Below are 20,027 nucleotides of genomic sequence, written 5' to 3'. Positions count from 1 at the left end.
GTTTTACCTCGTTCGATTACTACTTACTTCTTGACGCTTCTGATTTTCAGATCGATGTCAGGTTTAATCTGCATCATACCGCTGATAATCACGGTGTCTCCGGGAGACACACCGGACAGGATCTGGACCTGCGTTTCGTTCCGGGTGCCGGTTTCGACCACCACGAACGAGGCTTTACCCTGTTTGGAAAGGACTACTTTCTTGTCTTTCGTACCCGGAATCACCGCCTGCGACGGAATCATCAGGGCTTCGGGAATTTCATTCAGGCGAAGCTTGACCTTGGCAAACTGACCCGGGTGCAGGAGGTTCTGCGCATTGGGTACCAGCGCCCGCATTTTGATGGTGCGGGTGGCGAGGTCGATCTTCGGTTCGATGGCGTATACGCTGCCTTTGTAGTCGTTGCGGTCACTCGCCACGGTAAACGACACGGCGTCGCCCACGCGAACAGCGTCTGTATATTTTTCCGGAATGGAAAAGTCAACTTTCAGCGGATTCGTCTGCTGAAAACTGGCGATAACCGTGGTAGGGGAGACGATGGCGCCTTCGCTGACATACCGGAGACCGATCCGGCCGTTAAACGGCGCCCTGATTTCGGTCTTTTGCAACTGGGCCTGGGCGACGGCCAGGTCGGCGTCGAAGGCTTCCACCTGTGCCTTGGCAACATCCACTTCCTGCTGGCTGACGCCATCGCGGGAGAGCAGGTACTGAAGACGTTCGAGGGAGCGCTGCGCCAGCTGCCGGTTTGTTTTGATTTTCAAAACCTGGGCAGCGAGATCGGCGTCGAAGAGCTTGACGAGTACCGTACCTTTCGCGACGGGCTGGCCTTCCTTGAAGAAAATCCGGATGACGCGTCCGTTGATTTCGGGTTGCAGGGAAAGCTCTTCGTTGCTCTGAAGTGTTCCGCTTGTTTCCAGGCTGTTGCTTAGTTTTTGCGTGCTGGCCACGTAGGCGTCTACGGTGAGGGACTTGGGCCCGCCGCCGCCTTTTTCTCCGGCCGCTGCTTTTTTCTTTTCAGTTCGGTTCAGTTTGCCGTAAACGAGATACCCGATGCCGCCGACGATGGCGAGAACCAGGAACCAGCGAACGAGGCCAGACGATTTCATAGGTACGCAATTGACGGTAGCGGAGGAAAATGAATCCTCTTCAAACCGGGGGTAGAGGGAGATGAAATGGAGAATATTCCGACGAAATTAACAGTTTTTCAGGCTGATTCTCCGTGTATCTCCGGTATTCCGCGAGACGATGGGAAAATCCAAAGACCAAGTGGTAAAGGAGTATGAAAAACTCCCGTAGTTTTGCGACGTAATTTTTTTCCGCCCGCCTGCCCGGCGCATAGGGTAACCTGAGAATAATTCGTTCTATTTGTAGGACGGTCTGGCCCGCTTCGCGGGTAGTACTCCAGTTGAAACTATCAAAACAACGCATCATGAAATTTTTCATTGACACGGCAAATCTCGACGAGATTCGGGAAGCCCACGAGCTGGGTGTTCTGGATGGTGTAACGACCAACCCCTCCCTGATGGCTAAAGTCGGCATAAAAGGAAAAGAAAATATCCTGAAACACTACAAGGCGATCTGCGAGATTGTCGACGGAGACGTTAGTGCCGAGGTTATCAGCACAGATTTCAAGGGTATCATCAAAGAAGGAGAGGAGCTCGCCGAAATCGATGAGAAAATCGTCGTGAAAGTTCCGATGATCAAGGACGGCGTCAAAGCCCTCAAATACTTCTCCGAAAAGGAAATCAAAACCAACTGTACGCTCGTATTCTCGGCAGGTCAGGCTTTGCTGGCTGCCAAAGCAGGCGCTACGTACGTTTCTCCGTTCCTCGGCCGTCTGGACGACATCTCTTACGATGGTCTGGAACTGATCGAGTCTATTGTTGGAATTTACGAAAACTACGGCTTCCATACCCAGGTGCTCGCGGCGTCGATCCGTCACCCGGTTCACATCCTGAAGTGTGCTGAAATCGGAGCAGACGTGGCTACCCTGCCGCTGTCTGTTATTCTTCAGCTGCTGAATCACCCGCTTACGGACAGCGGTCTGAAGAAGTTCCTGGAAGATGCCGCCAAGTTTGTCGGATAATTCTTCCGGAAAGGAATTTGACAAAAAAGACCGCTGCAGCGGTCTTTTTTTATGCCTGTTTTTTCGGTCTATGTTAAAATATGCCAAAGAAAGAGCTTTTTTGGCGCGGCTCCTGTATGTTTGTAAAAGCGGCCAATCCCGTACCAGATGATCAAACGATTACTGTTGTTTTTCTTCCTGACCGGCATCACACTTACTGCTTCCGCCCAAAGCAAGCCCCGCGTTCGTTTCAAGCTGACAACCCAGCTGGACGCGGATACTGTTGTGCGCGAAAAGCCCAAAAGCGGATTTGCCAAGGTGATGCGTTTCCTGAAAGATGCGCGGGAGGTAATCGACGACCCGAGTAAGCTCCAGCTGTCGGTCGAACGACCCCGCCGCCGCCCCGAAAAAGAGAAAGAATAAGCAGCCTCGCCGGAACGCGGGGCTTTTTTACTGCCCATCCCTGTTTTCGACAGCCCATCCTGCGTATTCGGCCATTCAACCCGGACCTGCAACACCGGCCGCGTCCTGCGCATCTTTCCGTCGTCCTGCACTCACTGCAAGCCGCCCAGCCGTATCAACCGTTCATCACGTTATTTGGCTTTTTATAGTAGCTTGTATTGCATGGTACCATAAACCGCATACATCTTTGTACCATCAACGAGTAACACTGTCAATCTTTCTGGTAGAGCCATGAAAACTATTATTACTGCCCTTGCCATTTTAATTTGCTGTACCACGTCGCTATGGGCACAGCAAGCCTTCCGGGGAACGGTCACCGGGAAAATCGTCGATGAAGCGGGTAAATCCGTTGAATTTGCGACTGTGATGGTTCTGAACGCTGCCGACTCCACGCTTGCCAAAGGCGCCGTCGCTGATGCTTCCGGCCAGTTTGAAGTAGAAAACCTCGCGGCCGGCCGGTACATTGTCTCCACGACACAAGTCGGATTCAAGAAGAAAGTAACCCCGGCTTTTGTCCTCAATGCAGAATCTCCTTCCGTGAAACTGGCCGCGCTGGTGATGGAAGCCGCTTCCCAGAACCTGAAAGAAGTCACGGTAGCTGCTGCCAAGCCTTTCATCGAACAACAAATCGATAAAACGGTCGTCAACGTCGAAAACAGCATCGTTGCCGCCGGAAATTCGGCACTGGAGGTACTGGAACGTTCGCCGGGTGTTACGGTCGACAAAGACGGCAACATCTCTCTCAAAGGCAAAAGCCAGGTGCGGGTGATGATCGACGGCAAACCGACCTACCTTTCCAACGAAGACCTGGCCAACCTGCTCAAGAATATGCAGGCCAATCAGCTGGAAAAGATTGAAATCATGACGAATCCGTCGGCTAAATACGACGCTGCCGGAAACGCCGGGATTATCAACATCCGCACGAAGAAAAACCAGAACATGGGGCTGAACGGCTCAGTGTCCGTTGGCGCCGGCTACGGGAAAAACCCCAAAGGAAACGGCAGCCTGAACCTGAACTTCCGCCAGAACAAGTGGAACGTGTACACGAATTATTCGTACGGAAACCGGAAAAACTGGCGCGAGCAGGCGATCACCCGGAAATTCTTCGAAAACGGCGCTACAACCGCCTTCTTTGATCAGTATGCCACGAATATTTCCCGGAACTTCAACCATTCCCTGAAGTTGGGCGCCGATTACTTCGTCTCGAAAAAAACTACCCTGGGCGTCATTCTGAACGGAAACCTGGGCGAGTGGAACAACCTGGGCGACAACAACACCAATATCTACAAGGGTATGACAACGCTGGAAAAGCGGACGCAGACCCTCCAGGATTTTACCAATACCTGGAAAAACCTGACGGCCAATTTCAACGTCAAGCATACCATCGACTCGACAGGAAAGGAAATTACCGCTGACCTCGACTATGCCCGTTACGACAACCGTACCGATCAGCGCTACAACATCGCAACGTATGATCCCAAGGGGACGATTATCGAAGGCCCCCGCCTGGATCTTGGGAATACCAAGGGAATTGTGGATATCTACACGGCCAAGGTAGACTATACCCACCCGCTGTCGAAAACCGTCAAACTGGAAATGGGAGCGAAGACGGCCTATGTCACAACCGGTAACGACATGCGTTTTTCCATCCGTCAGGGCGAAGTAACGACGCCTGATCCCGGCCGGACCAACGAATTCGTCTACAAGGAAAATATCAATGCCCTGTACCTCAATTTCAGCAAACAGTTTAAAAAGACAGGGGTACAGCTCGGCCTCCGCGGCGAGCAGACGATTATGCGGGGAGATCAGGTGACGTCGGATTCATCGTTCCGCCGGGATTACCTCAACCTGTTCCCGAGCGTGTTTATCCGTCACGAACTGAACAAGAAGAACTCGGTTGGTTTCTCCTACAGCTACCGGATCGACCGGCCCAACTACCAGGATCTGAACCCCTTCCTGTTCTTCCTTGACCCGTATACCTTTAACCTCGGTAACCCGTACCTGCGCCCGCAGTTTACCCACTCGCTGGAAGCAAACCATACCTGGGCAAATATGATCACGACGACGATCAACTACAGCCGTACAAACAGCGTCATTACGGACGTATTGCGTCAGGACGACGATGCCCGGACGACCTACCAGACAAAAGACAACCTCGGGTTCCGCGAAAACCTTGGCATCTCGGTTTCCGCTCCGATCAAAATCACAAAGTGGCTGATGAGCATCAACTATGTGAACGTGCTGCGGAACCGGTACAACGGCGTACTGAACGGAGAGCCGTTTGACGGCCACCTGACGTCTGTCCTGCTCAACAGCCAGAACCAGATTACGCTGCCGAAGGACTGGTCGGCCGAAGTCAGCGGATTCTATACCAGCGGATTCCTCGAAGGAACGCTCGTCGGCAAGCCGATGTGGCAGATGACCCTCGGCGTGCAGAAGCAATTCTGGCAAAAGAAAGCCAGCCTGAAGCTGAGTGTTCGTGACATCTTCTGGACGCAGTACTTCCGTGGAACGATGCAGTTCTCAAATATCGACCTCCAGATCAAGTCCCGCTGGGAAAACCGCGTCGCAAACCTGACCTTCAGTTACCGCTTCGGAAACTCGAAAATCCAGGCTGCCCGCCGCCGCTCTACCGGTCTTGAAAGCGAAGCCGGTCGTGTGAACCAGGGAGGAAATTAATTAAGAAGATACTATGCAAAAGAAGAGGGCTGTCTCCCAATATCGGGACAGCCCTCTTCTGTTTGAATGCTGCTTTTCTGTGAAGTCTGTGTATTCTGTGAGCTTAATTTTTCTTCTCACAGAATACACAGACTTCACAGAAATACTAGTTCGTCATACGATTAGCGGGAATCAGGTATTTCGGATCGTTTTCGAAAAGGTGAAGTTCGAATTCCTTCCCGTCAAATGTACCATAGGAGCGGGTAAAAAGCCACTCTCCGATATTGATATACCGGCTGGTAGCAGAGACGGTCATATCCAGCAGCAGGTGCCGGTGACCGAAGATATAAAAGTCGTGGTGGCTGGTTTGCTCCACTTCCCGGCAGTACTGAAAGATCCATTCCATGTCGTCGCTATGGAAGAATTCATGGGGTTTCCCGGATTTGGACGCACGCGTATGCCGCGCCCAGCGATGCGCAAAAGCGATTCCGATATCCGGATGCAGCCAGCGGAAGAGAAACTGCAGGAAAGGGTTTGTGAAGATAGGCTTCAGGACGTTTTTGTAGGCCCAGTCGCCCGGTCCGAGGCCATCGCCGTGCCCGAGCATGAACCGGTGGGTAGTACCGTCGGCGGCGGAGATTACGTCAAACTCAATCGGCTTGAAATGAACGGGAATACCCAGCTCGGCCGGGAAATAGTCCCGCATCCAGAGATCGTGATTGCCGGTAAAGGCCTGAATATTCACGCCACTGTCTTTCAGTTCAGCCAGCTTGCCGAGAAAGCGAACATAGCCTTTCGGAACCGCCTCCTTGTATTCGTGCCAGAAGTCGAAGATATCTCCCACCAGAAAAAGCACCTGCGCTTCGCTTTTAATGCTGTCGAGCCACCGTACCAGCATGCGTTCCCGCTCGCGGCTGCGGTCAGCAGGCGCACTGCCCAAATGAAAATCGGAAGCGAAGAAGATCTTTTTGCCGGGAAGGAGCTGAATAGAAGTCACGAAGCGAATCAGTCAATGGAGGCGCAAAGATAGAAGGTTTGGGCCATAACGCGGTGTGGGGCCGGATAGGAGAGGCGGAAACAAAAAAACTCCGGTCGGCTGACCGGAGTTTTTTTGTATTCAGTAAGGCCGCTTACTCGGCTGTGCTTTGCTTCGGAGCGGAGAGATCTTCGTCCGCAGCAGGCGCTTCCGCCTGTGCAACAACGGTTTCCGTAATAACCGCCTGGGCGACTGCCGTGGCGTCTGTTTTATCGCTTACCGGAGGAACGATTTCAGGTGTTTCCGGAGCCGATTCCTTGCCGTTTTTGGCATTCATGTATGCCTGATAAGACGTTTCCTGCTCAAACGGCCGCTTGCCGATCAGTTCTTCCAGATCAGACTGGAACAGTACCTCTTTTTTGAGCAACTGCTGCGCGATGATTTCGAGCGATGCCAGCTTTTCGGTCAAAAGAGCCTTTGTTCGTACATAAGCCTGGTCGATCAAACTGCGAACTTCTTCGTCGATGATCCGGGAGGTTTCTTCGGAATACGGCTTGTTAAAGCTGTATTCGTTTCCGCCTTTGGAGTCATAAAACGAGACGTTTCCGAGCTTTTCGTTCATCCCGTAGACTGTCACGATGGAGTAGGCCAGCTTCGTTACCCGTTCCAGGTCGCTCAGGGCACCGGTAGAAATCTTTCCGAAGACGACTTCTTCCGCTGCCCGGCCACCAAGCGTCATGCACATTTCGTCCATGAGTTGTTCGGTACGGTACAGGAACTGCTCCTTCGGCAGGTATTGGGCATATCCCAGAGCCGCTACGCCGCGGGGTACGATTGTAACCTTTACCAGCGGATCGGCGTGTTCGAGGAACCAGCCGGCTACAGCGTGACCTGCTTCGTGGTAGGCTACAATTTTCTTTTCGTGCGGAGAGATGATTTTGTTCTTCTTCTCCATCCCGCCGATTACCCGGTCCATCGCATCCTGGAAATCCTGCATGTCAATGGCATGCTTGTTTTTCCGGGCGGCAATAAGCGCCGCTTCGTTGCAGACGTTCATGATCTCGGCGCCGGCGAACCCGGGGGTTTGGGCAGCGAGTTTCTTGGCTTCCACGTCCGGAGCGAGCTTCAGGTTCGACATGTGTACCTTGAAGATGGCTTCACGGCCGATGATGTCGGGCTTGTCAATCGAAATCTGACGGTCAAAACGTCCCGGGCGCATCAATGCAGAGTCCAGTACGTCGGGGCGATTGGTGGCCGCGAGGATGATAATACCAGAGTCCGTTGCGAAACCGTCCATCTCCACCAGCAGGGAGTTAAGCGTGTTTTCGCGTTCGTCGTTCGCTCCCGGCATCGCTCCTCGTCCGCGTGAGCGGCCGACAGCGTCAATTTCATCGATAAAGATGATACAGGGGGCTTTTTCCTTCGCTTGCTTGAAGAGGTCACGGACGCGCGCGGCGCCTACCCCTACGAACATTTCCACGAAATCGGAACCGGACAGCGAGAAGAACGGAACGCCTGCTTCGCCGGCAACGGCCTTGGCCAGGAGGGTTTTACCCGTACCCGGAGGGCCGATGAGGAGAGCGCCTTTCGGAATCTTGCCGCCGAGATCGGTAAACTTCTTCGGTTGCTTGAGAAATTCGACGATTTCCTTGATTTCTTCCTTCGCTTCGTCAAGGCCGGCTACGTCGTCAAACGTAATTTTGACTTTGTTTTCGGCATCAAACAGGGTAGCGCGGGAACGGCCGATGTTGAAAATCTGACCGCCGGGACCGGCGCCGCCAGCCATCCGGCTCATCATGAAGTACATCGTGATGACGATCAGGATGAGAAAGCCCCATCCGGAGAAGAATTCCAGCAGCCCGGTACGTTCGTCGACCGAGTAGTCGATCTGCGCCTCTGGGTGAGCCTTGTTAAACTCTTTGACATCTTCGTTGAAAATCTCGGTCGACGGAATCGGGAAGGCGAAATGCGGACCCGTTGTTACCGAAAAATACGGGCGGTCGCTCGTCAGACCCCGGTATTCAGGTTTCTGAAGGGCTTCCCGGGTAAGCGTGACTTCAACAAGTTTGTCGTTGACCACGACCGTCTGCGCAATCTCCTTCTTGGCCGCCATTTCGAAGAATTGCTTCGACTTGATTTTCTGAACGGCACTGCTCTTACTGACCACCATGATGGCGATGATCGCAATCACCAGGCCGGCCACCAGCCAGCCCTGAAAACCGGGGCGTCTGGGGGGCTTGGGTAATTTGGGTTTATTCGACGTTTCTTCAGCCATTTTTTGTCTTTCTTGCTTGGCTTGCCGGTCTCCGGGAAGAAGAAGCCGGGCTTACCAACCGGTGTGTAGTGGCAGGTAAAGCCAAATATTGAATGAATGGTTTCGTAAGATGATTTAGCTTGGGTCGAATGGCTAAAAAATCGGGGTGAATGGCTCAGGCTTCGTCTTCGATATACGTAAACTCCGCGTCGCCCCACAATTCCTCAAGCCGGTAGAAATCTCTTCTTTCCTGCTTAAAGACATGTGCCACAACGTCTACGTAATCGATCAGGACCCATTCCTTCTGGTTTTTACCCTCCCGATGCCACGGATTGACCTGCGTTTCCTTGAAGACTTCCTCGTCAACGGAATCGGCGATCGCATCAATCTGCGTATCCGATTTCCCTGAACAGATGACAAAGTAATCAGCGATGGCGTTTTTGACGCCTTTGAGATTCAGAACAACGATGTTTTGGGCTTTTTTCTCCTGCATGCCCTTCACCACAAGTTGGCAGATTTCGTCTGCCGGGATGTCATTTTGCTTTACGCGAGCGGTTTTAATCATTCGTACATGAAAGTTACATCAGCGGCCGGGGGCTTCCGATCCCAGACCCGGCATGATGAATCGAAGAGTAATTTCGGATGCGAAGTTCGCGGAAAATTCCTGCTTTCACTTCGGACCACACTTATGGTAACGTTAGTTTCGCAACTTTGCTCCCTAAAACTAAAAATAATTGTACAAATCCTATCCGGAGACCGTATTTATCGGTCAAAAAATAATATACCTGCCATCTTGTCACTCTACCAACGATGTAGCGGCAGACTATCTGGGTGAAGAAGGGGTCGTTGTAATCACGGATGACCAGACCGCCGGGCGCGGGCAGCGGGGCAACCGCTGGGAAACACATCCCGGTGAAAATCTGACGGTGTCGGTCGTTCTCCGCCCGTCTTTTCTGCGCGTGGAAGACCAGTTTCGCCTGAGTATTGCGGTGTCACTGGCGGTGGCCGATTTCCTGTCGGGCTACCTGCCGGAAGGCATTTCAGTGAAATGGCCGAACGACCTGTATTTCGGCGACCGCAAACTGGGCGGTATCCTCATCGAAAATACCCTTTCCGGCGCCTATATGGCAAGCGCCGTTGTTGGTATAGGATTGAATATCAATCAATTGGCAGGCCTTCCGCCGACAGCCTCGTCGGTCCGGACCGTCACCGGAAAAGAATACCTCCTGGAGCCTATGCTCCATAACCTCTGCATGCACCTGGAGGGTCGCTACCTGCAGCTGCGTAACGGCGGAGACGCCGGACAGAAGCGGAGCTACCTGAACCGGCTCTTCCGGTATCAGGAATGGCACCCGTTCCGGGATGAAAGTGGGCATGTTTTCAACGGCATGATCGCCGGCATCGCCGACAACGGACGCCTGGCTATTCAAAAAGAAGACAACTCGGTGACGTATTACGGAATCAAGGAGGTATCCTTCGTCATCGTCTGATTCAGTCGGCCTGGCGGGCTGCCCGGCTGGCCGGAATCCAGGACGCAGCTAATGTGATGAGAATCAGGGCCGTGACAACGCCTGCAAGATCAGATACTTTCATCCGGACCGGATAGGCATCAACAAGAGAGTCCGCCAGGTTCATCTTCACCATGCCATACTGCTGCTGCAGCCAGCAGATGGCTACGCCGGCGATCAGTCCGACAAATGCGCCGGAAAATGCGACCAGCGCGCCTTCCGCCAGGAAAATCCGGCGGATTAGTCCGGGCCAGGCCCCCATGGCAAAAAGCGTGGCTACGTCTTCCTTTTTCTCAATCGTGAGCATCGTCAGCGAAAAGAAGATATTGAAGGACGCAATGGCGACGATGAAAATCAACGTCACGAAAACAAATAGTTTTTCGATCTGAATGGCACGGAACAGGCCGGCATGCTGCTCGTCCTGATTCTGTACCCGAAACGTTTCGCCCAGTTGATCCCGGAGCCGGGATTGCACCGTTTCGACGTCCGTGCCGTTTCGCACCTGTACCTCCAGCGCCGAGCGCCGGTTGCCTGTATCAAAAAGCGACTCGGCGAAACGCAGGGGTACGAAAACATAATGATCGTCGAAACTCTGCTCAATACTGAACACGCCGCCCGGCTGGATAGTAGCCTGATTAAACGCGTCCTGTGTCGCGTTGGCTAATTGAACACCGCGCCGGGGATACCAGATTTCGAGGGGCGTCACGGGGTCTTCCGGATTGATACCGACGGTTCGCGCTACACCATAACCCAGAACGGCATAGTTCACCGCGCCATGCTGCAATTCCATCCGGCCGGCTACCAGCGCCGTATCGATCTCGGGGCGGGAGCGGAGGTTATCGTCCATCGCTTTGATGGTCACCACGGCCGAGCGGTCGTTGGCATACCGTACCAGCGCCTGATCTTCATACACCTGTGTAACCGACGCAACACCGGCCGTTTTTTGAACGGAAGAAAGCAGAGCAGCGGTGACGGCGAAGGTCTTTCCCTTTACCGGAGTAATCCGCAGGTCAGCGTCAAAGGTTTTAAAAAGCGAGCGGTTAAAATCTTCCAGGCCGTTGAAAACAGACAGAACGATCACCAGGGCCATTGTCCCCACGCAGACGCCCAGCATGGAAATCAGGGCGATGATATTGATGAAGGATGTCTTTTTGCGGGAAAGGAAATACCGGCGCGCGATAAGCAGTGGCAGCGTCATGCGTCTTGAAAAAAGAAGCCCGGAACGGTCGAGGTTCCGGGCGGGAGACTATTCGTTTTTGTCTTCCGGCTCGGCGGGCGGAATGACCAGCCCCGCAAACAGGGCGTCCATCTTCGCAGCGTACTCCGAGGTATCGTCGATGAAAAACTGCAATTCCGGAATAATCCGTACCTGATTCCGGATTTTATTGGCCAGAATCTGCCGGATGGCCTTGGTCTTTTCCTGTATCTGGGTGAGAAGCGCCTGCTTGTTATCTACGAGCAGGAAACTCAGGTACGCCCGGGCGATACCCAGATCCGGACTGACCTTGACGTCGGTCACCGTAATGAACGCCTCGCCGAAGTTGCTCCGCATCTCCTTCTGGAAGATTTCTCCCAGGTCTTTCTGGATCTGGCGGGCAAATTTTTGTTGTCTTTTCGATTCCATAATTAAAACATCTCTGGGGAAAACCCCGGCTCTCCAACGATCGGCAGGCAAATATCCGAATTTTCCCTGTCAAGTTAAGGCAGTTTGCGGGCGATTCGGTTTTGTCTGGCTAATTTTGATTTCTCAACGTGTGCTAAACGGACCGGCCGGCCGGGGGAAGCTGCCGCTTTCTTCCGACCCGTTTCCGGCGAATCGAGGACGACATTGCTTAGTTTTTTCCGGGTCAACGCAGCCTACCAGCTGCTCGTTCTGCTGGTGATTCTTTTTCTGGTCCGTATTCCTGTACTGACCGGCAATACGCCTCTGCTTATTCCCGAACTGCAATGGATGCTGCTCGGCGAACAGCTCAGCAAGGGCTTCGGGTTGTATGACGGCATCTGGGACAGCACGGCGCCGCTGTCGGCGGCCACCTATTCCGCCATTCACTGGATATTCGGACGGTCCGGTAGCGCCTACCATTTGCTCGCATACGGCGTCGCTGCGTTTCAGATCCTGTATTTCAACGTGATCATGAGCCGGCAGAATGTCTATGCCGAGCGGAACTATATTCCCGGATTTATCTACTTGATTGTGCTCAACCTGTCGTTTGACTGCACGACGCTTTCGCCGGCGTTGATGGCGACGACCTTCCTGCTGCTGGCGCTCGGTACGCTGCTCAAACAGCTCGACCGCGAAGGTATGAAGGATGAATTGCTGGAAGTAGGCTTTTACATTGGCATTGCAACCCTGTTTTATCCGCCGTGTATCTGCTTCATTCTCTGGGCAGTACTGGCGTTGCTGCTGTATAGCGGGGCCAGCTTCCGGCAGCACGTGATGAATATCCTCGGGTTTCTGTTTCCGATTATCATTGCCAACCTGTATTTCTTTTTGGATGGACGATACGAAGCGTTCAGCCGGAATTTCCTGGCGATGATTTTCCAGATACGGCAATACGATCTGAATGATTTCCAAACGCTGATCGCCGTACTGCTGCTTCCCGCCCTGTTTGCCGTACTTGGTTTTCTCAAGCTGATTAAGTACGGACGGTATACCAATTTCCAGTCGCGCGTGCAGCAGGTCATGGCGTTGTATGTTGGAGCGGCGCTGTTGTCGATCGGGTTGATGACTTTCCTGGCGCCGATGCAGTTTGTACTGTTCAGCCCGGCGCTTGCTTTTTTCGGAGCGTATTTCTTCGAGTTGTATTCCCGGAAGCGGTGGATTCAGGAAGTTTCCCTGATGATTTATGCGATCGGCTCCGGACTGATTTTTTACCTGACATTGATGCCGGCTTTTTCCAATTCCGTCGTCAAACTGGAGGGACTGACTGTCAAACCCGTACAGCTTCCGGCAGAAATCAGGGAAAAGCGGGTACTCGTAGTAGGCGCGTCGATGGGAGAGTACCTCGACAACTACCCGGCAACGCCGTACCTGAACTGGAACCTGGCCCGGTACGACCTGGAAAACCTGGATCGTTACGGAAACGTGATCAATATTCTCCGCAATTTTGAGCAGGACTTACCGGAGTACATCATCGACCGGCAAAACCTCGTTCCCAAGCTATTTAAACGCATACCAGCGCTTGGCCGGAAGTATCAGGAGATCGGCAAGGGTATTTTCAGAAAGGTATAACAGAAAAAGGAGTGGTTTCGGCCACTCCTTTTTTAATGCAATTGATTCAGCATCAGCAACCCATTTTGGCAACGCGCAGCGCATGGCGGCCGCCGTCAAAGCGGGTAGCCAGGAACGTCTCCACGCAGGTTTGCGCCAGTTCATAGGCGATAAACCGGGCGGGGATGCAGATGATGTTGGCGTTGTTGTGCTGACGCGCCAGCTCGGCCAGGTCCCGCTGCCAGATCAGGGCCGCGCGGGCGCCCTGGTGCTTATTGGCCGTAATCGTCACGCCCTGGCCGCTACCGCAGCAGAGGACGCCGAATTCCGCTTCGCCGGTTTCAACGGCAGAAGCGACCGGGTGAGCAAAATCGGGATAGTCCGCAGAATCAGTGGAATAAGCCCCGAAATCAATGACTTCGTGTCCGGCCTGGCTTAGAAAGTCGGCCAGGCGTTTTTTGTATTCGAACCCTGCATGGTCGGATCCTACGGCGATTTTCATCGGATATACTTGGAAAGTTTACGTAAAAACTGCAACATTTCGGCTCGCGAAAGCGTTCTAGTCTTTCCCGATTTGCAAAAATACGGGCCTTCTCTCAAAACCTTTGCAAGGAGCGGGAATTGTTCCAGTAAACCGAATACAAGTATGTCTGACAAAGGAATCAAGCCGACGGGACTCCCCCCTGTCCCGCAATCTCAAGAAAATATTCGTCCGCTTACCGATGTATCGCTCATGAACCCGGCCGTCCAGGAAGACGAAGCCCGGATTCGCGAAGCGTTCGAAAATAAAGACTGGGCCGAAATCAAGAGCGCCGACTCATGGGTCGTATTCAAGGTAATGGCCGAGTTTGTAGAGGGCTTCGACCGAATGGCGAAAATAGGGCCGTGCGTCTCCATTTTTGGCTCTGCGCGGACGAAACCTGACCACGCACACTACAAAATGGCGGAGGAGATCGCCGCGAAACTGGTGAAATACGGTTACGGTGTTATTACGGGCGGTGGACCGGGTATCATGGAAGCCGGTAACAAAGGCGCCAAACAGAATGGCGGTAAGTCTGTCGGTCTGAATATCAAGCTGCCCCACGAGCAGTACCCGAACATTTACATTGACCCCGATAAGAATATCAATTTCGATTTCTTCTTTGTGCGGAAGGTCATGTTTGTGAAGTATGCCCAGGGATTCATCGTACTGCCCGGTGGTTTCGGAACGATGGATGAACTGTTTGAATCGCTGACGCTGATCCAAACCCAGAAGATAGGGCGTTTCCCGATCGTGCTGGTAGGTAAATCCTATTGGTCGGGGCTGATCGAGTGGATCCGGAATACCATGTGTGACGATGCCCATTACATCAATCCGAACGACCTGAACCTGATTAGTCTTGTTGATACGGCGGACGAAGCCGTGGAAGTCATCGAGCGGTTTTACTCAAAATACCTGCTGAAACCCAACTTCTGATGGGCATAGGCAAATGGGAAAGGAGGCTGAGAAGCCTCCTTTTTTTGTTACCGGAAGGCCAGGTATGGTTCCAGTTTGAGCCGGGTTTCTTCGTCCAGAAGCCGTATATTCTTCAGGTCTTCAACCGATTGAAAGGGCCCGTGCTGCTCCCGGTAGGAAAGAATAGCCCGTGCAATCGACGGCCGCACATACGGATGTTTGAGATAGGCGACTTCGTTGATCGGAATTTTCCGGAGCCGGTCCTGTCCGGTCACCGTTACCTGTGCCTGTAATTGCTTCACCAGCATCGAATCCAGTCCCCATACCTCGTACAACTGCACCGGAGAGTGAAAGCCGCCGAGGGATTCCCGGAATTTGATAATCCGGCCGGCGAGTTTCGGGCCGATGCCCGGCAGTTTTTGCAGTGCCAGCGTATCTGCCTCATTGAGATCGACGGGCGCAAAGGAGGTTTGTTTCCCGGAAGTGGGCGTTTCATGTAAGCCGATAAACGGCTCCAGGCGGAGGTACGTTTCCTCCGGAAAATCATAGATACGCTTCAAGTCCTCCTTTTCGCGGAATACACCGCCATGAGCCCGGTACTTCAGGATGCGCTCGGCCAGCCAGTGCGGCACGCCCAGGTCTTCCCACTGCTTTCCGGTGATCCGGTTCGGGTCAAACGGGACAAGGCGCCCTTTCTGCTGCCGGGGGCGTTCTTCGTACTCTTCGTGCCGGCTGCTGGCAGACCTGTTTTTCACCTCCATGCGAGCGAGGAGCGTGTCAAGCGTCTTTTGATCCCGCTGCCGGGTGTCCGCGATGGAGTCCGGGTAAAGATCGAATAAAAACGGAAATGCCAGAAACAGAATCAGGAGCGTGACGAGTACCACAAACCCTCTGGATTCGGAGGTGGAAAAGCCGAAATAGTTTTTCAGCGTCTGGATAAACTTCATAACTGCGAGTCGGAAACGAATACTCGGCAAATTTCGCTCTGCCCAGCTTCGGGTTGGGTACCGCTCGCTCAATGGACCTGAACCGACGGAAAACGGCCGCCGGTTCAGGGGCAGAAAATGTTACCTGGAAGTCATCTGAACGGAACTGTCGTTGATTTCGAAGGCATGCTTATTGAGCAAACGGAGTACTTCCGCGCCGGCGAGTAATACCGGGCCATAGCCGTGCGCAGCGAACGGACTGATGGGCCTGTGGTAATAGAAAGCGGGATCAAAGCCCATGCCCGTACCGACGCAGGTACCTTCTACCTGGCCTTTTTCGGTGATTTTGGTCGTGACAGCGTTCCAGGCGAGCAGACAGGCCGGCGCGTGAGCCTTCCCGTCGATCCAGCCGTTGTTGATCGCCCGTGCGATACCATAGGCATAGATCGCGGTAGCCGACGTCTCAAGGTAGGAATCGTTGCGGTCGAGTAGCTGATGCCAGAATCCGGATCCCGACTGAACTGCCGTCAATCCCTGGATATGCGCCCGGAGTAAGGAGAGGATGCGCGCGCGCTGCGGGTGGTTTTCAGGCAATACGTCAAGCAGTTCCACTTTCGTCAGCAACGCCCAGCCGTTGGCGCGGCCCCAGTGAAAGACCGGATGCACCGACATGCCTTCTACCCACCCGTGCAGGTACAGTCCTTTTTGTTTGTCGAACATACGCTCGGAGAATTGTAAGACTTGCTTGCAGGCTTCATCGTAATACTTCGAATCTCCGGTAAGTTTTCCCATCTGGGCGAGGGCAGGAACGCCCATAAACAGGTCGTCGAGCCAGAGGGTATTCGGCTGGGGCCGGTTCCGGGCAAGCGTCCCGTCGGCGAGTTTGTATTCTTTTGTCCGGATGTAATCGAGAAAATGATCGATCAGCGGGCGCAGCGGCGCGGAGTTTCCGGCACGGAGCGTTTTGATCATGGCGGCGGTGAGCGCTCCGCCGTCGTCGAGCGCATGCGGTTTCAGGTACGATTTCATTGCGCCGGGAAGCGGGCCACCCGGCGACTTCAGCGCCGGTGCCGCTACCTGAGCGAGGAACCCGAGGCGGTCGTCCGTATATTTTTTGTACCGGGGATCGCCCGTTGCTTCCGAAGCCAGCAACATCGCGGCGTAGGTTACGCCCCATTCGTAGCTGTTGAGCCGGAAGTCGCTTTTGGCGAAGACGGCGTTTTCGTCTGCCTTGCTGAAGTCAGTAATAGCCGCGCCGGTACGTTTGTCGATCAGCTGGGGCGGCGTGACCTGATCGAGGTAGCGATGAATGCGCTGAAGCAGCTCGGTCGTTTTCTCAGGAGAAACCTTGCCATACGGTACAGGATAGTCAGGCTGCAGGAGGTGGAGCGGCGTGTCCGAATCCGTGGCCTTTGTCTCGTTTCGCTGGCCCGCCGAAGGGTGGCAGAAACTGACGGCTACCAGCGCGGTCAATCCTGCCAGACGATGGAAAGAAGTCATGTGTATCAGGTAGTAAAACGGTGATAATCAATCAAGTGGAAGGTATTTCTGTCACAGAGGAATACCCTGTTTCCGGAGACGATCTGACTAAAAGACGGGGGAGAAAGGGGCAGCCCCTATGCAGCGGGTCAAGGCGGGAAGATCAGAAAAAAGAAACCCCTCTCATCCAAGGGAAGAGAGGGGTTCAACTTAGTGAGATCAGCTCCACCGCCATGGACTAATCTCTGGTATTCTGTGCATCAGCCTTTCAAGCCGCCACTTGTCCGGCTGATTGTGGTTCAAAATTATAGCGCCAGAGGGGCGTTTGTCGGTAATTTTCGGTGATCAGAGAGATTCGGCCCCTGATTGGAACAAAATGCCGGTTTTTTGTCACGCCGGATTTTGCCGGAATTCCGTTTTGCCAAAATTTTCAGACCGTTCGCCGCCGTTTTTTGCCGGAAAAGGAGAACCAAAAGGGGTAAAATGGCGAAGGATCCGGCAGCCTTGGGAAGAAAAAACCAGCGTTCCGGCGGGAATGGGGTTGATTTTTTACATTTGCAGGTATGAGCAAACGTATTGAAAGGCCCGTCCCCGGCGTCGACTACCCCGCAGAATCCTTTTTTGCCCGGTATATCGGGTTGACCGGTGAAGAAGAGATCCTCCGTCAACTCGAAACGCAGTCCGAAGATCTTCTCCGCCGGTATCAGAATCAGCCTGAACGGGCCGACTACCGGTACGCAGAAGGTAAATGGACGCTGCGCGAGCTGCTGGGACATATGGTCGATACCGAGCGGATTTTTGCCTACCGGGCGCTGTGTATTGCGCGGGGAGAAGCGCAGAACCTGCCTGGTTTTGATGAAAATGCCTATATGGAAGCGGCGGACTTTTCGGCCGTTCCGCTGGAAGATCTTCTGGCTTATTACCAGGCCACACGTGCTGCGAGCCTGGTTCTTTTCCGGATGCTGACGGATAAGGAGTTGTCCCGCGTTGGGTCCGCGAATGGAAGCGCCCTGTCGGCACGGGCATTTATTTACATTCTTTCCGGCCATGAGAAGCACCACCTGGCGATTATGGCGGAGCGTTACCAGTTTTCATAACCTATGCTGACCATACAGGAAGTGACCGGCTATCTGGAGCAACTGGCGCCGCCGGCCTATCAGGAAAGCTATGACAATGCGGGGTTGATCGTCGGAGACCCGTCGACCGTGGTGACGAAAGCATTACTGACGCTGGACTGCACCGAGGACGTCGTCCGCGAAGCCGCCGAACTGGGCTGCAACCTCATTATTGCGCACCATCCGATTGTTTTCCGGGGATTGAAGAAGCTTAACGGCAAAAACTACGTCGAGCGCACCGTTCTGGCAGCAATCAGGCAGGACATCGCCCTCTATGCCATTCACACCAACCTGGATGCAGTAAAGGGAGGAGTTAACTGGAAAATCGCGGAGAAACTGGGCCTGGAGAATATCCGGATATTATCTCCCAAAAGACAACTGCTCGAAAAGCTCACGGTATTTGTCCCCGAAACGCATAGTCAGGCAGTACTCGACGCCCTGTTTGCTGCGGGCGCCGGGCAGATCGGCGAGTACCGGAATTGCTCCTTCCGCTCTGCCGGCACCGGTACGTTTACGCCGTCGGATTCCGCGCAGCCGTTTATCGGTCAGGCGGGCCGGGCCGAGGAAGTACCCGAGCACCGGGTAGAAGTGATTTTTCCGGCGCACCTCGAAGGGAAGGTACTCCGGGCGCTGCGGGAGGCGCACCCCTATGAAGAAATCGCGCATTACCTGCACCTGTTGGAGAACGAGCACCAGGAGGTAGGATCAGGCGCCATTGCCGAACTGCCGGAGCCGATGAGCGAAGCAGCCTGGCTGGCCTGTCTGAAGGAACGGATGGGGCTGAACGTCATCCGCCATACGCCTTTTACCGGCAAAGAAGTACGCCGGGTGGCTATCTGCGGCGGTTCCGGGAGCTTCCTGCTGGGAAATGCGCTGCGGCAGGGAGCGGACGTTTTCGTCACTGCGGATTTCAAATATCACGAGTTTTTTGACGCCGAAGGGCGTTTAATGATCTGTGACATCGGCCATTACGAAAGCGAAGTTTTCACGAAAGAACTCCTGGAAGAGATTCTGAAGAAAAAATTCCCTAATTTTGCGACACTTTTGTCCAAAGTTCAAACGAACCCGGTTCGGTACTACGCATAGCCGGTGTCAGAGTGTGAAGCAGAAAAGCCGGTTCCCGGCGGCTGAGGGCACATTCCGGGCTTGGGACTGAAAATAAGAAACTCCACATACATGGAAGCAACGGTAGCTCAAAAACTCGATTTTCTCCTCCAATTACAAGCCATAGATTCCCAGCTGGATGAAATCAAAAAGATCCGCGGGGATTTGCCCGAAGAAGTTCGGGATCTTGAGGACGACATCGTCGGGTTCGAGACCCGTATCAAGCGTCATCGGGATACAATCGACACCCTGGATTCTGAAATCCACGGGTATCGCCAGGCCAAGCGTGATGCTGAAAAGCTGATTGCCAAGTACAAAGAGCAGCAGAATAACGTCCGGAACAACCGCGAATTCGACGCCATCAACAAGGAAATCGAATTCCAGGAACTGGAAATGAAGCTGGCGGACAAGCGTACGGCCGAGGCAAGCGAGAAGGTTCGCCTGAAAGAAGAAGAAATCAAGCATACCCTCCAGCTGCTCGAAGAGCGCCGGAAAGATCTCGACGCCAAGCGGAAAGAGCTCGACGTCATCATGGGTGAGAGCCAGGAAGATGAGAAAAAACTCATCGACGCCCGCGAAAAGCAGGCCCTGAAGGTAGAAGAGCGCCTGCGCATCGCTTACGAGCGCATCCGTGGCAATTCTTCCAATGGTCTCGCCGTGGTAACGGTTCGTCGCGCCGCCTGCAGCGGTTGCTTCAACGTGGTGCCTCCCCAGCGCCAGGCAGATATCCGTGAGAAGAAAAAGATCATCATCTGTGAACACTGCGGCCGTATTCTGGCTGACGTGGAGGATGCTCCCGTGACGGTTGCTACTACTGCCCGGCGGTAAGAAAGTAGA

General features: G+C 53.7%; 18 protein-coding genes. 9 read left to right on the top strand and 9 right to left on the bottom strand.

What is annotated here, in order from left to right:
• Positions 1–23: 23 nt before the first annotated feature.
• Complete coding sequence (locus BLR09_RS06765; RefSeq protein WP_093199414.1) at positions 24–1,103, bottom strand: efflux RND transporter periplasmic adaptor subunit; 1,080 nt, start codon at positions 1,101–1,103, stop codon at positions 24–26.
• A 323-nt stretch (positions 1,104–1,426) separates the two neighbouring features.
• On the opposite strand from BLR09_RS06765, the gene fsa reads away from it, so the two are divergent.
• The 3 genes from fsa (at position 1,427) to BLR09_RS06750 (ending at position 5,203) form a co-directional block, all read left to right on the top strand.
• Positions 1,427–2,083, top strand: a complete 657-nt coding sequence (fsa, locus tag BLR09_RS06760) for a fructose-6-phosphate aldolase (protein WP_093199411.1) — start codon at positions 1,427–1,429, stop codon at positions 2,081–2,083.
• 147 nt (positions 2,084–2,230) lie between these two features.
• On the top strand, positions 2,231–2,485 hold the full coding sequence (locus BLR09_RS06755) for a hypothetical protein (protein WP_093199408.1): 255 nt from the start codon (positions 2,231–2,233) through the stop codon (positions 2,483–2,485).
• A gap of 270 nt (positions 2,486–2,755) precedes the next feature.
• Positions 2,756–5,203: a TonB-dependent receptor domain-containing protein gene (locus BLR09_RS06750; RefSeq protein WP_093199406.1), complete on the top strand. Its 2,448-nt coding sequence runs from the start codon at positions 2,756–2,758 to the stop codon at positions 5,201–5,203.
• A gap of 145 nt (positions 5,204–5,348) precedes the next feature.
• On the opposite strand, the gene BLR09_RS06745 is transcribed toward BLR09_RS06750, so the two are convergent.
• From BLR09_RS06745 to rsfS, 3 genes are all read right to left on the bottom strand, one after another.
• On the bottom strand, positions 5,349–6,179 hold the full coding sequence (locus BLR09_RS06745; RefSeq protein WP_317039200.1) for a UDP-2,3-diacylglucosamine diphosphatase: 831 nt from the start codon (positions 6,177–6,179) through the stop codon (positions 5,349–5,351).
• A 133-nt stretch (positions 6,180–6,312) separates the two neighbouring features.
• Entirely contained in the window at positions 6,313–8,433 is a 2,121-nt protein-coding gene (gene ftsH, locus BLR09_RS06740; protein WP_093199401.1) for an ATP-dependent zinc metalloprotease FtsH, read from the bottom strand.
• Between the two features lie 154 nt (positions 8,434–8,587).
• Positions 8,588–8,977 (bottom strand): ribosome silencing factor, encoded by a 390-nt coding sequence (rsfS, locus tag BLR09_RS06735; protein ID WP_093199398.1) that lies wholly within the window; start codon positions 8,975–8,977, stop codon positions 8,588–8,590.
• Positions 8,978–9,146: 169 nt separating this feature from the next.
• On the opposite strand from rsfS, the gene BLR09_RS06730 reads away from it, so the two are divergent.
• Entirely contained in the window at positions 9,147–9,902 is a 756-nt protein-coding gene (locus tag BLR09_RS06730; protein ID WP_093199394.1) for a biotin--[acetyl-CoA-carboxylase] ligase, read from the top strand.
• A gap of 1 nt (position 9,903) precedes the next feature.
• On the opposite strand, the gene BLR09_RS06725 is transcribed toward BLR09_RS06730, so the two are convergent.
• Both BLR09_RS06725 and rbfA read right to left on the bottom strand, forming a co-directional pair.
• Positions 9,904–11,118, bottom strand: a complete 1,215-nt coding sequence (locus BLR09_RS06725) for an ABC transporter permease (RefSeq protein WP_093199392.1) — start codon at positions 11,116–11,118, stop codon at positions 9,904–9,906.
• Between the two features lie 48 nt (positions 11,119–11,166).
• Positions 11,167–11,544, bottom strand: coding sequence for a 30S ribosome-binding factor RbfA (gene rbfA, locus BLR09_RS06720; RefSeq protein WP_093199389.1), 378 nt, complete (start codon positions 11,542–11,544; stop codon positions 11,167–11,169).
• A 204-nt stretch (positions 11,545–11,748) separates the two neighbouring features.
• On the opposite strand from rbfA, the gene BLR09_RS06715 reads away from it, so the two are divergent.
• Complete coding sequence (locus tag BLR09_RS06715; RefSeq protein WP_093199387.1) at positions 11,749–13,152, top strand: DUF6427 family protein; 1,404 nt, start codon at positions 11,749–11,751, stop codon at positions 13,150–13,152.
• Between the two features lie 52 nt (positions 13,153–13,204).
• On the opposite strand, the gene rpiB is transcribed toward BLR09_RS06715, so the two are convergent.
• The gene (rpiB, locus tag BLR09_RS06710) at positions 13,205–13,633 is read right to left on the bottom strand and encodes a ribose 5-phosphate isomerase B (RefSeq protein WP_093199383.1); all 429 of its coding nucleotides are present in this window, start codon (positions 13,631–13,633) and stop codon (positions 13,205–13,207) included.
• 231 nt (positions 13,634–13,864) lie between these two features.
• Between rpiB and BLR09_RS06705 the strand changes: the two genes are divergently transcribed.
• Entirely contained in the window at positions 13,865–14,587 is a 723-nt protein-coding gene (locus BLR09_RS06705; RefSeq protein WP_093199725.1) for an LOG family protein, read from the top strand.
• 47 nt (positions 14,588–14,634) lie between these two features.
• Here BLR09_RS06705 and BLR09_RS06700 read toward each other — a convergent pair whose 3' ends face one another.
• Together BLR09_RS06700 and BLR09_RS06695 are read right to left on the bottom strand one after the other, a co-directional pair.
• Positions 14,635–15,513: a ComEA family DNA-binding protein gene (locus BLR09_RS06700; RefSeq protein WP_093199380.1), complete on the bottom strand. Its 879-nt coding sequence runs from the start codon at positions 15,511–15,513 to the stop codon at positions 14,635–14,637.
• 120 nt (positions 15,514–15,633) lie between these two features.
• Positions 15,634–16,992 (bottom strand): glycoside hydrolase family 88/105 protein, encoded by a 1,359-nt coding sequence (locus BLR09_RS06695; RefSeq protein ID WP_093199378.1) that lies wholly within the window; start codon positions 16,990–16,992, stop codon positions 15,634–15,636.
• A gap of 542 nt (positions 16,993–17,534) precedes the next feature.
• On the opposite strand from BLR09_RS06695, the gene BLR09_RS06690 reads away from it, so the two are divergent.
• The 3 genes from BLR09_RS06690 to BLR09_RS06680 all read left to right on the top strand — a co-directional run bounded on the left by BLR09_RS06690 (position 17,535) and on the right by BLR09_RS06680 (position 20,018).
• Entirely contained in the window at positions 17,535–18,068 is a 534-nt protein-coding gene (locus BLR09_RS06690) for a DinB family protein (RefSeq protein WP_093199377.1), read from the top strand.
• Positions 18,069–18,071: 3 nt separating this feature from the next.
• Positions 18,072–19,172 (top strand): Nif3-like dinuclear metal center hexameric protein, encoded by a 1,101-nt coding sequence (locus BLR09_RS06685; protein ID WP_093199375.1) that lies wholly within the window; start codon positions 18,072–18,074, stop codon positions 19,170–19,172.
• Between the two features lie 90 nt (positions 19,173–19,262).
• A complete protein-coding gene (locus tag BLR09_RS06680) occupies positions 19,263–20,018 on the top strand; it encodes a zinc ribbon domain-containing protein (protein ID WP_093199373.1) in 756 nt (251 codons plus the stop codon).
• The last annotated feature ends 9 nt before the right edge of the window (positions 20,019–20,027 follow it).

Source organism: Siphonobacter aquaeclarae (assembly GCF_900103285.1).
GTDB lineage: Bacteria > Bacteroidota > Bacteroidia > Cytophagales > Spirosomataceae > Siphonobacter > Siphonobacter aquaeclarae.
Note: the sequence above shows the minus strand (reverse complement) of the source record. Positions and strands in the feature narration are given on the sequence as shown.

Coding starts and splice junctions, on each gene's coding strand:
- ftsH (WP_093199401.1), bottom strand. CDS start 8,433: ATGGCTGAAGAAACGTCGAATAAACCCAAATTACCCAAGCCCCCCAGA.
- BLR09_RS06755 (WP_093199408.1), top strand. CDS start 2,231: ATGATCAAACGATTACTGTTGTTTTTCTTCCTGACCGGCATCACACTT.
- BLR09_RS06690 (WP_093199377.1), top strand. CDS start 17,535: ATGAGCAAACGTATTGAAAGGCCCGTCCCCGGCGTCGACTACCCCGCA.
- BLR09_RS06725 (WP_093199392.1), bottom strand. CDS start 11,118: ATGACGCTGCCACTGCTTATCGCGCGCCGGTATTTCCTTTCCCGCAAA.
- rbfA (WP_093199389.1), bottom strand. CDS start 11,544: ATGGAATCGAAAAGACAACAAAAATTTGCCCGCCAGATCCAGAAAGAC.
- rsfS (WP_093199398.1), bottom strand. CDS start 8,977: ATGATTAAAACCGCTCGCGTAAAGCAAAATGACATCCCGGCAGACGAA.
- BLR09_RS06700 (WP_093199380.1), bottom strand. CDS start 15,513: ATGAAGTTTATCCAGACGCTGAAAAACTATTTCGGCTTTTCCACCTCC.
- BLR09_RS06695 (WP_093199378.1), bottom strand. CDS start 16,992: ATGACTTCTTTCCATCGTCTGGCAGGATTGACCGCGCTGGTAGCCGTC.
- rpiB (WP_093199383.1), bottom strand. CDS start 13,633: ATGAAAATCGCCGTAGGATCCGACCATGCAGGGTTCGAATACAAAAAA.
- BLR09_RS06680 (WP_093199373.1), top strand. CDS start 19,263: ATGGAAGCAACGGTAGCTCAAAAACTCGATTTTCTCCTCCAATTACAA.
- BLR09_RS06685 (WP_093199375.1), top strand. CDS start 18,072: ATGCTGACCATACAGGAAGTGACCGGCTATCTGGAGCAACTGGCGCCG.
- fsa (WP_093199411.1), top strand. CDS start 1,427: ATGAAATTTTTCATTGACACGGCAAATCTCGACGAGATTCGGGAAGCC.
- BLR09_RS06765 (WP_093199414.1), bottom strand. CDS start 1,103: ATGAAATCGTCTGGCCTCGTTCGCTGGTTCCTGGTTCTCGCCATCGTC.
- BLR09_RS06750 (WP_093199406.1), top strand. CDS start 2,756: ATGAAAACTATTATTACTGCCCTTGCCATTTTAATTTGCTGTACCACG.
- BLR09_RS06705 (WP_093199725.1), top strand. CDS start 13,865: ATGAACCCGGCCGTCCAGGAAGACGAAGCCCGGATTCGCGAAGCGTTC.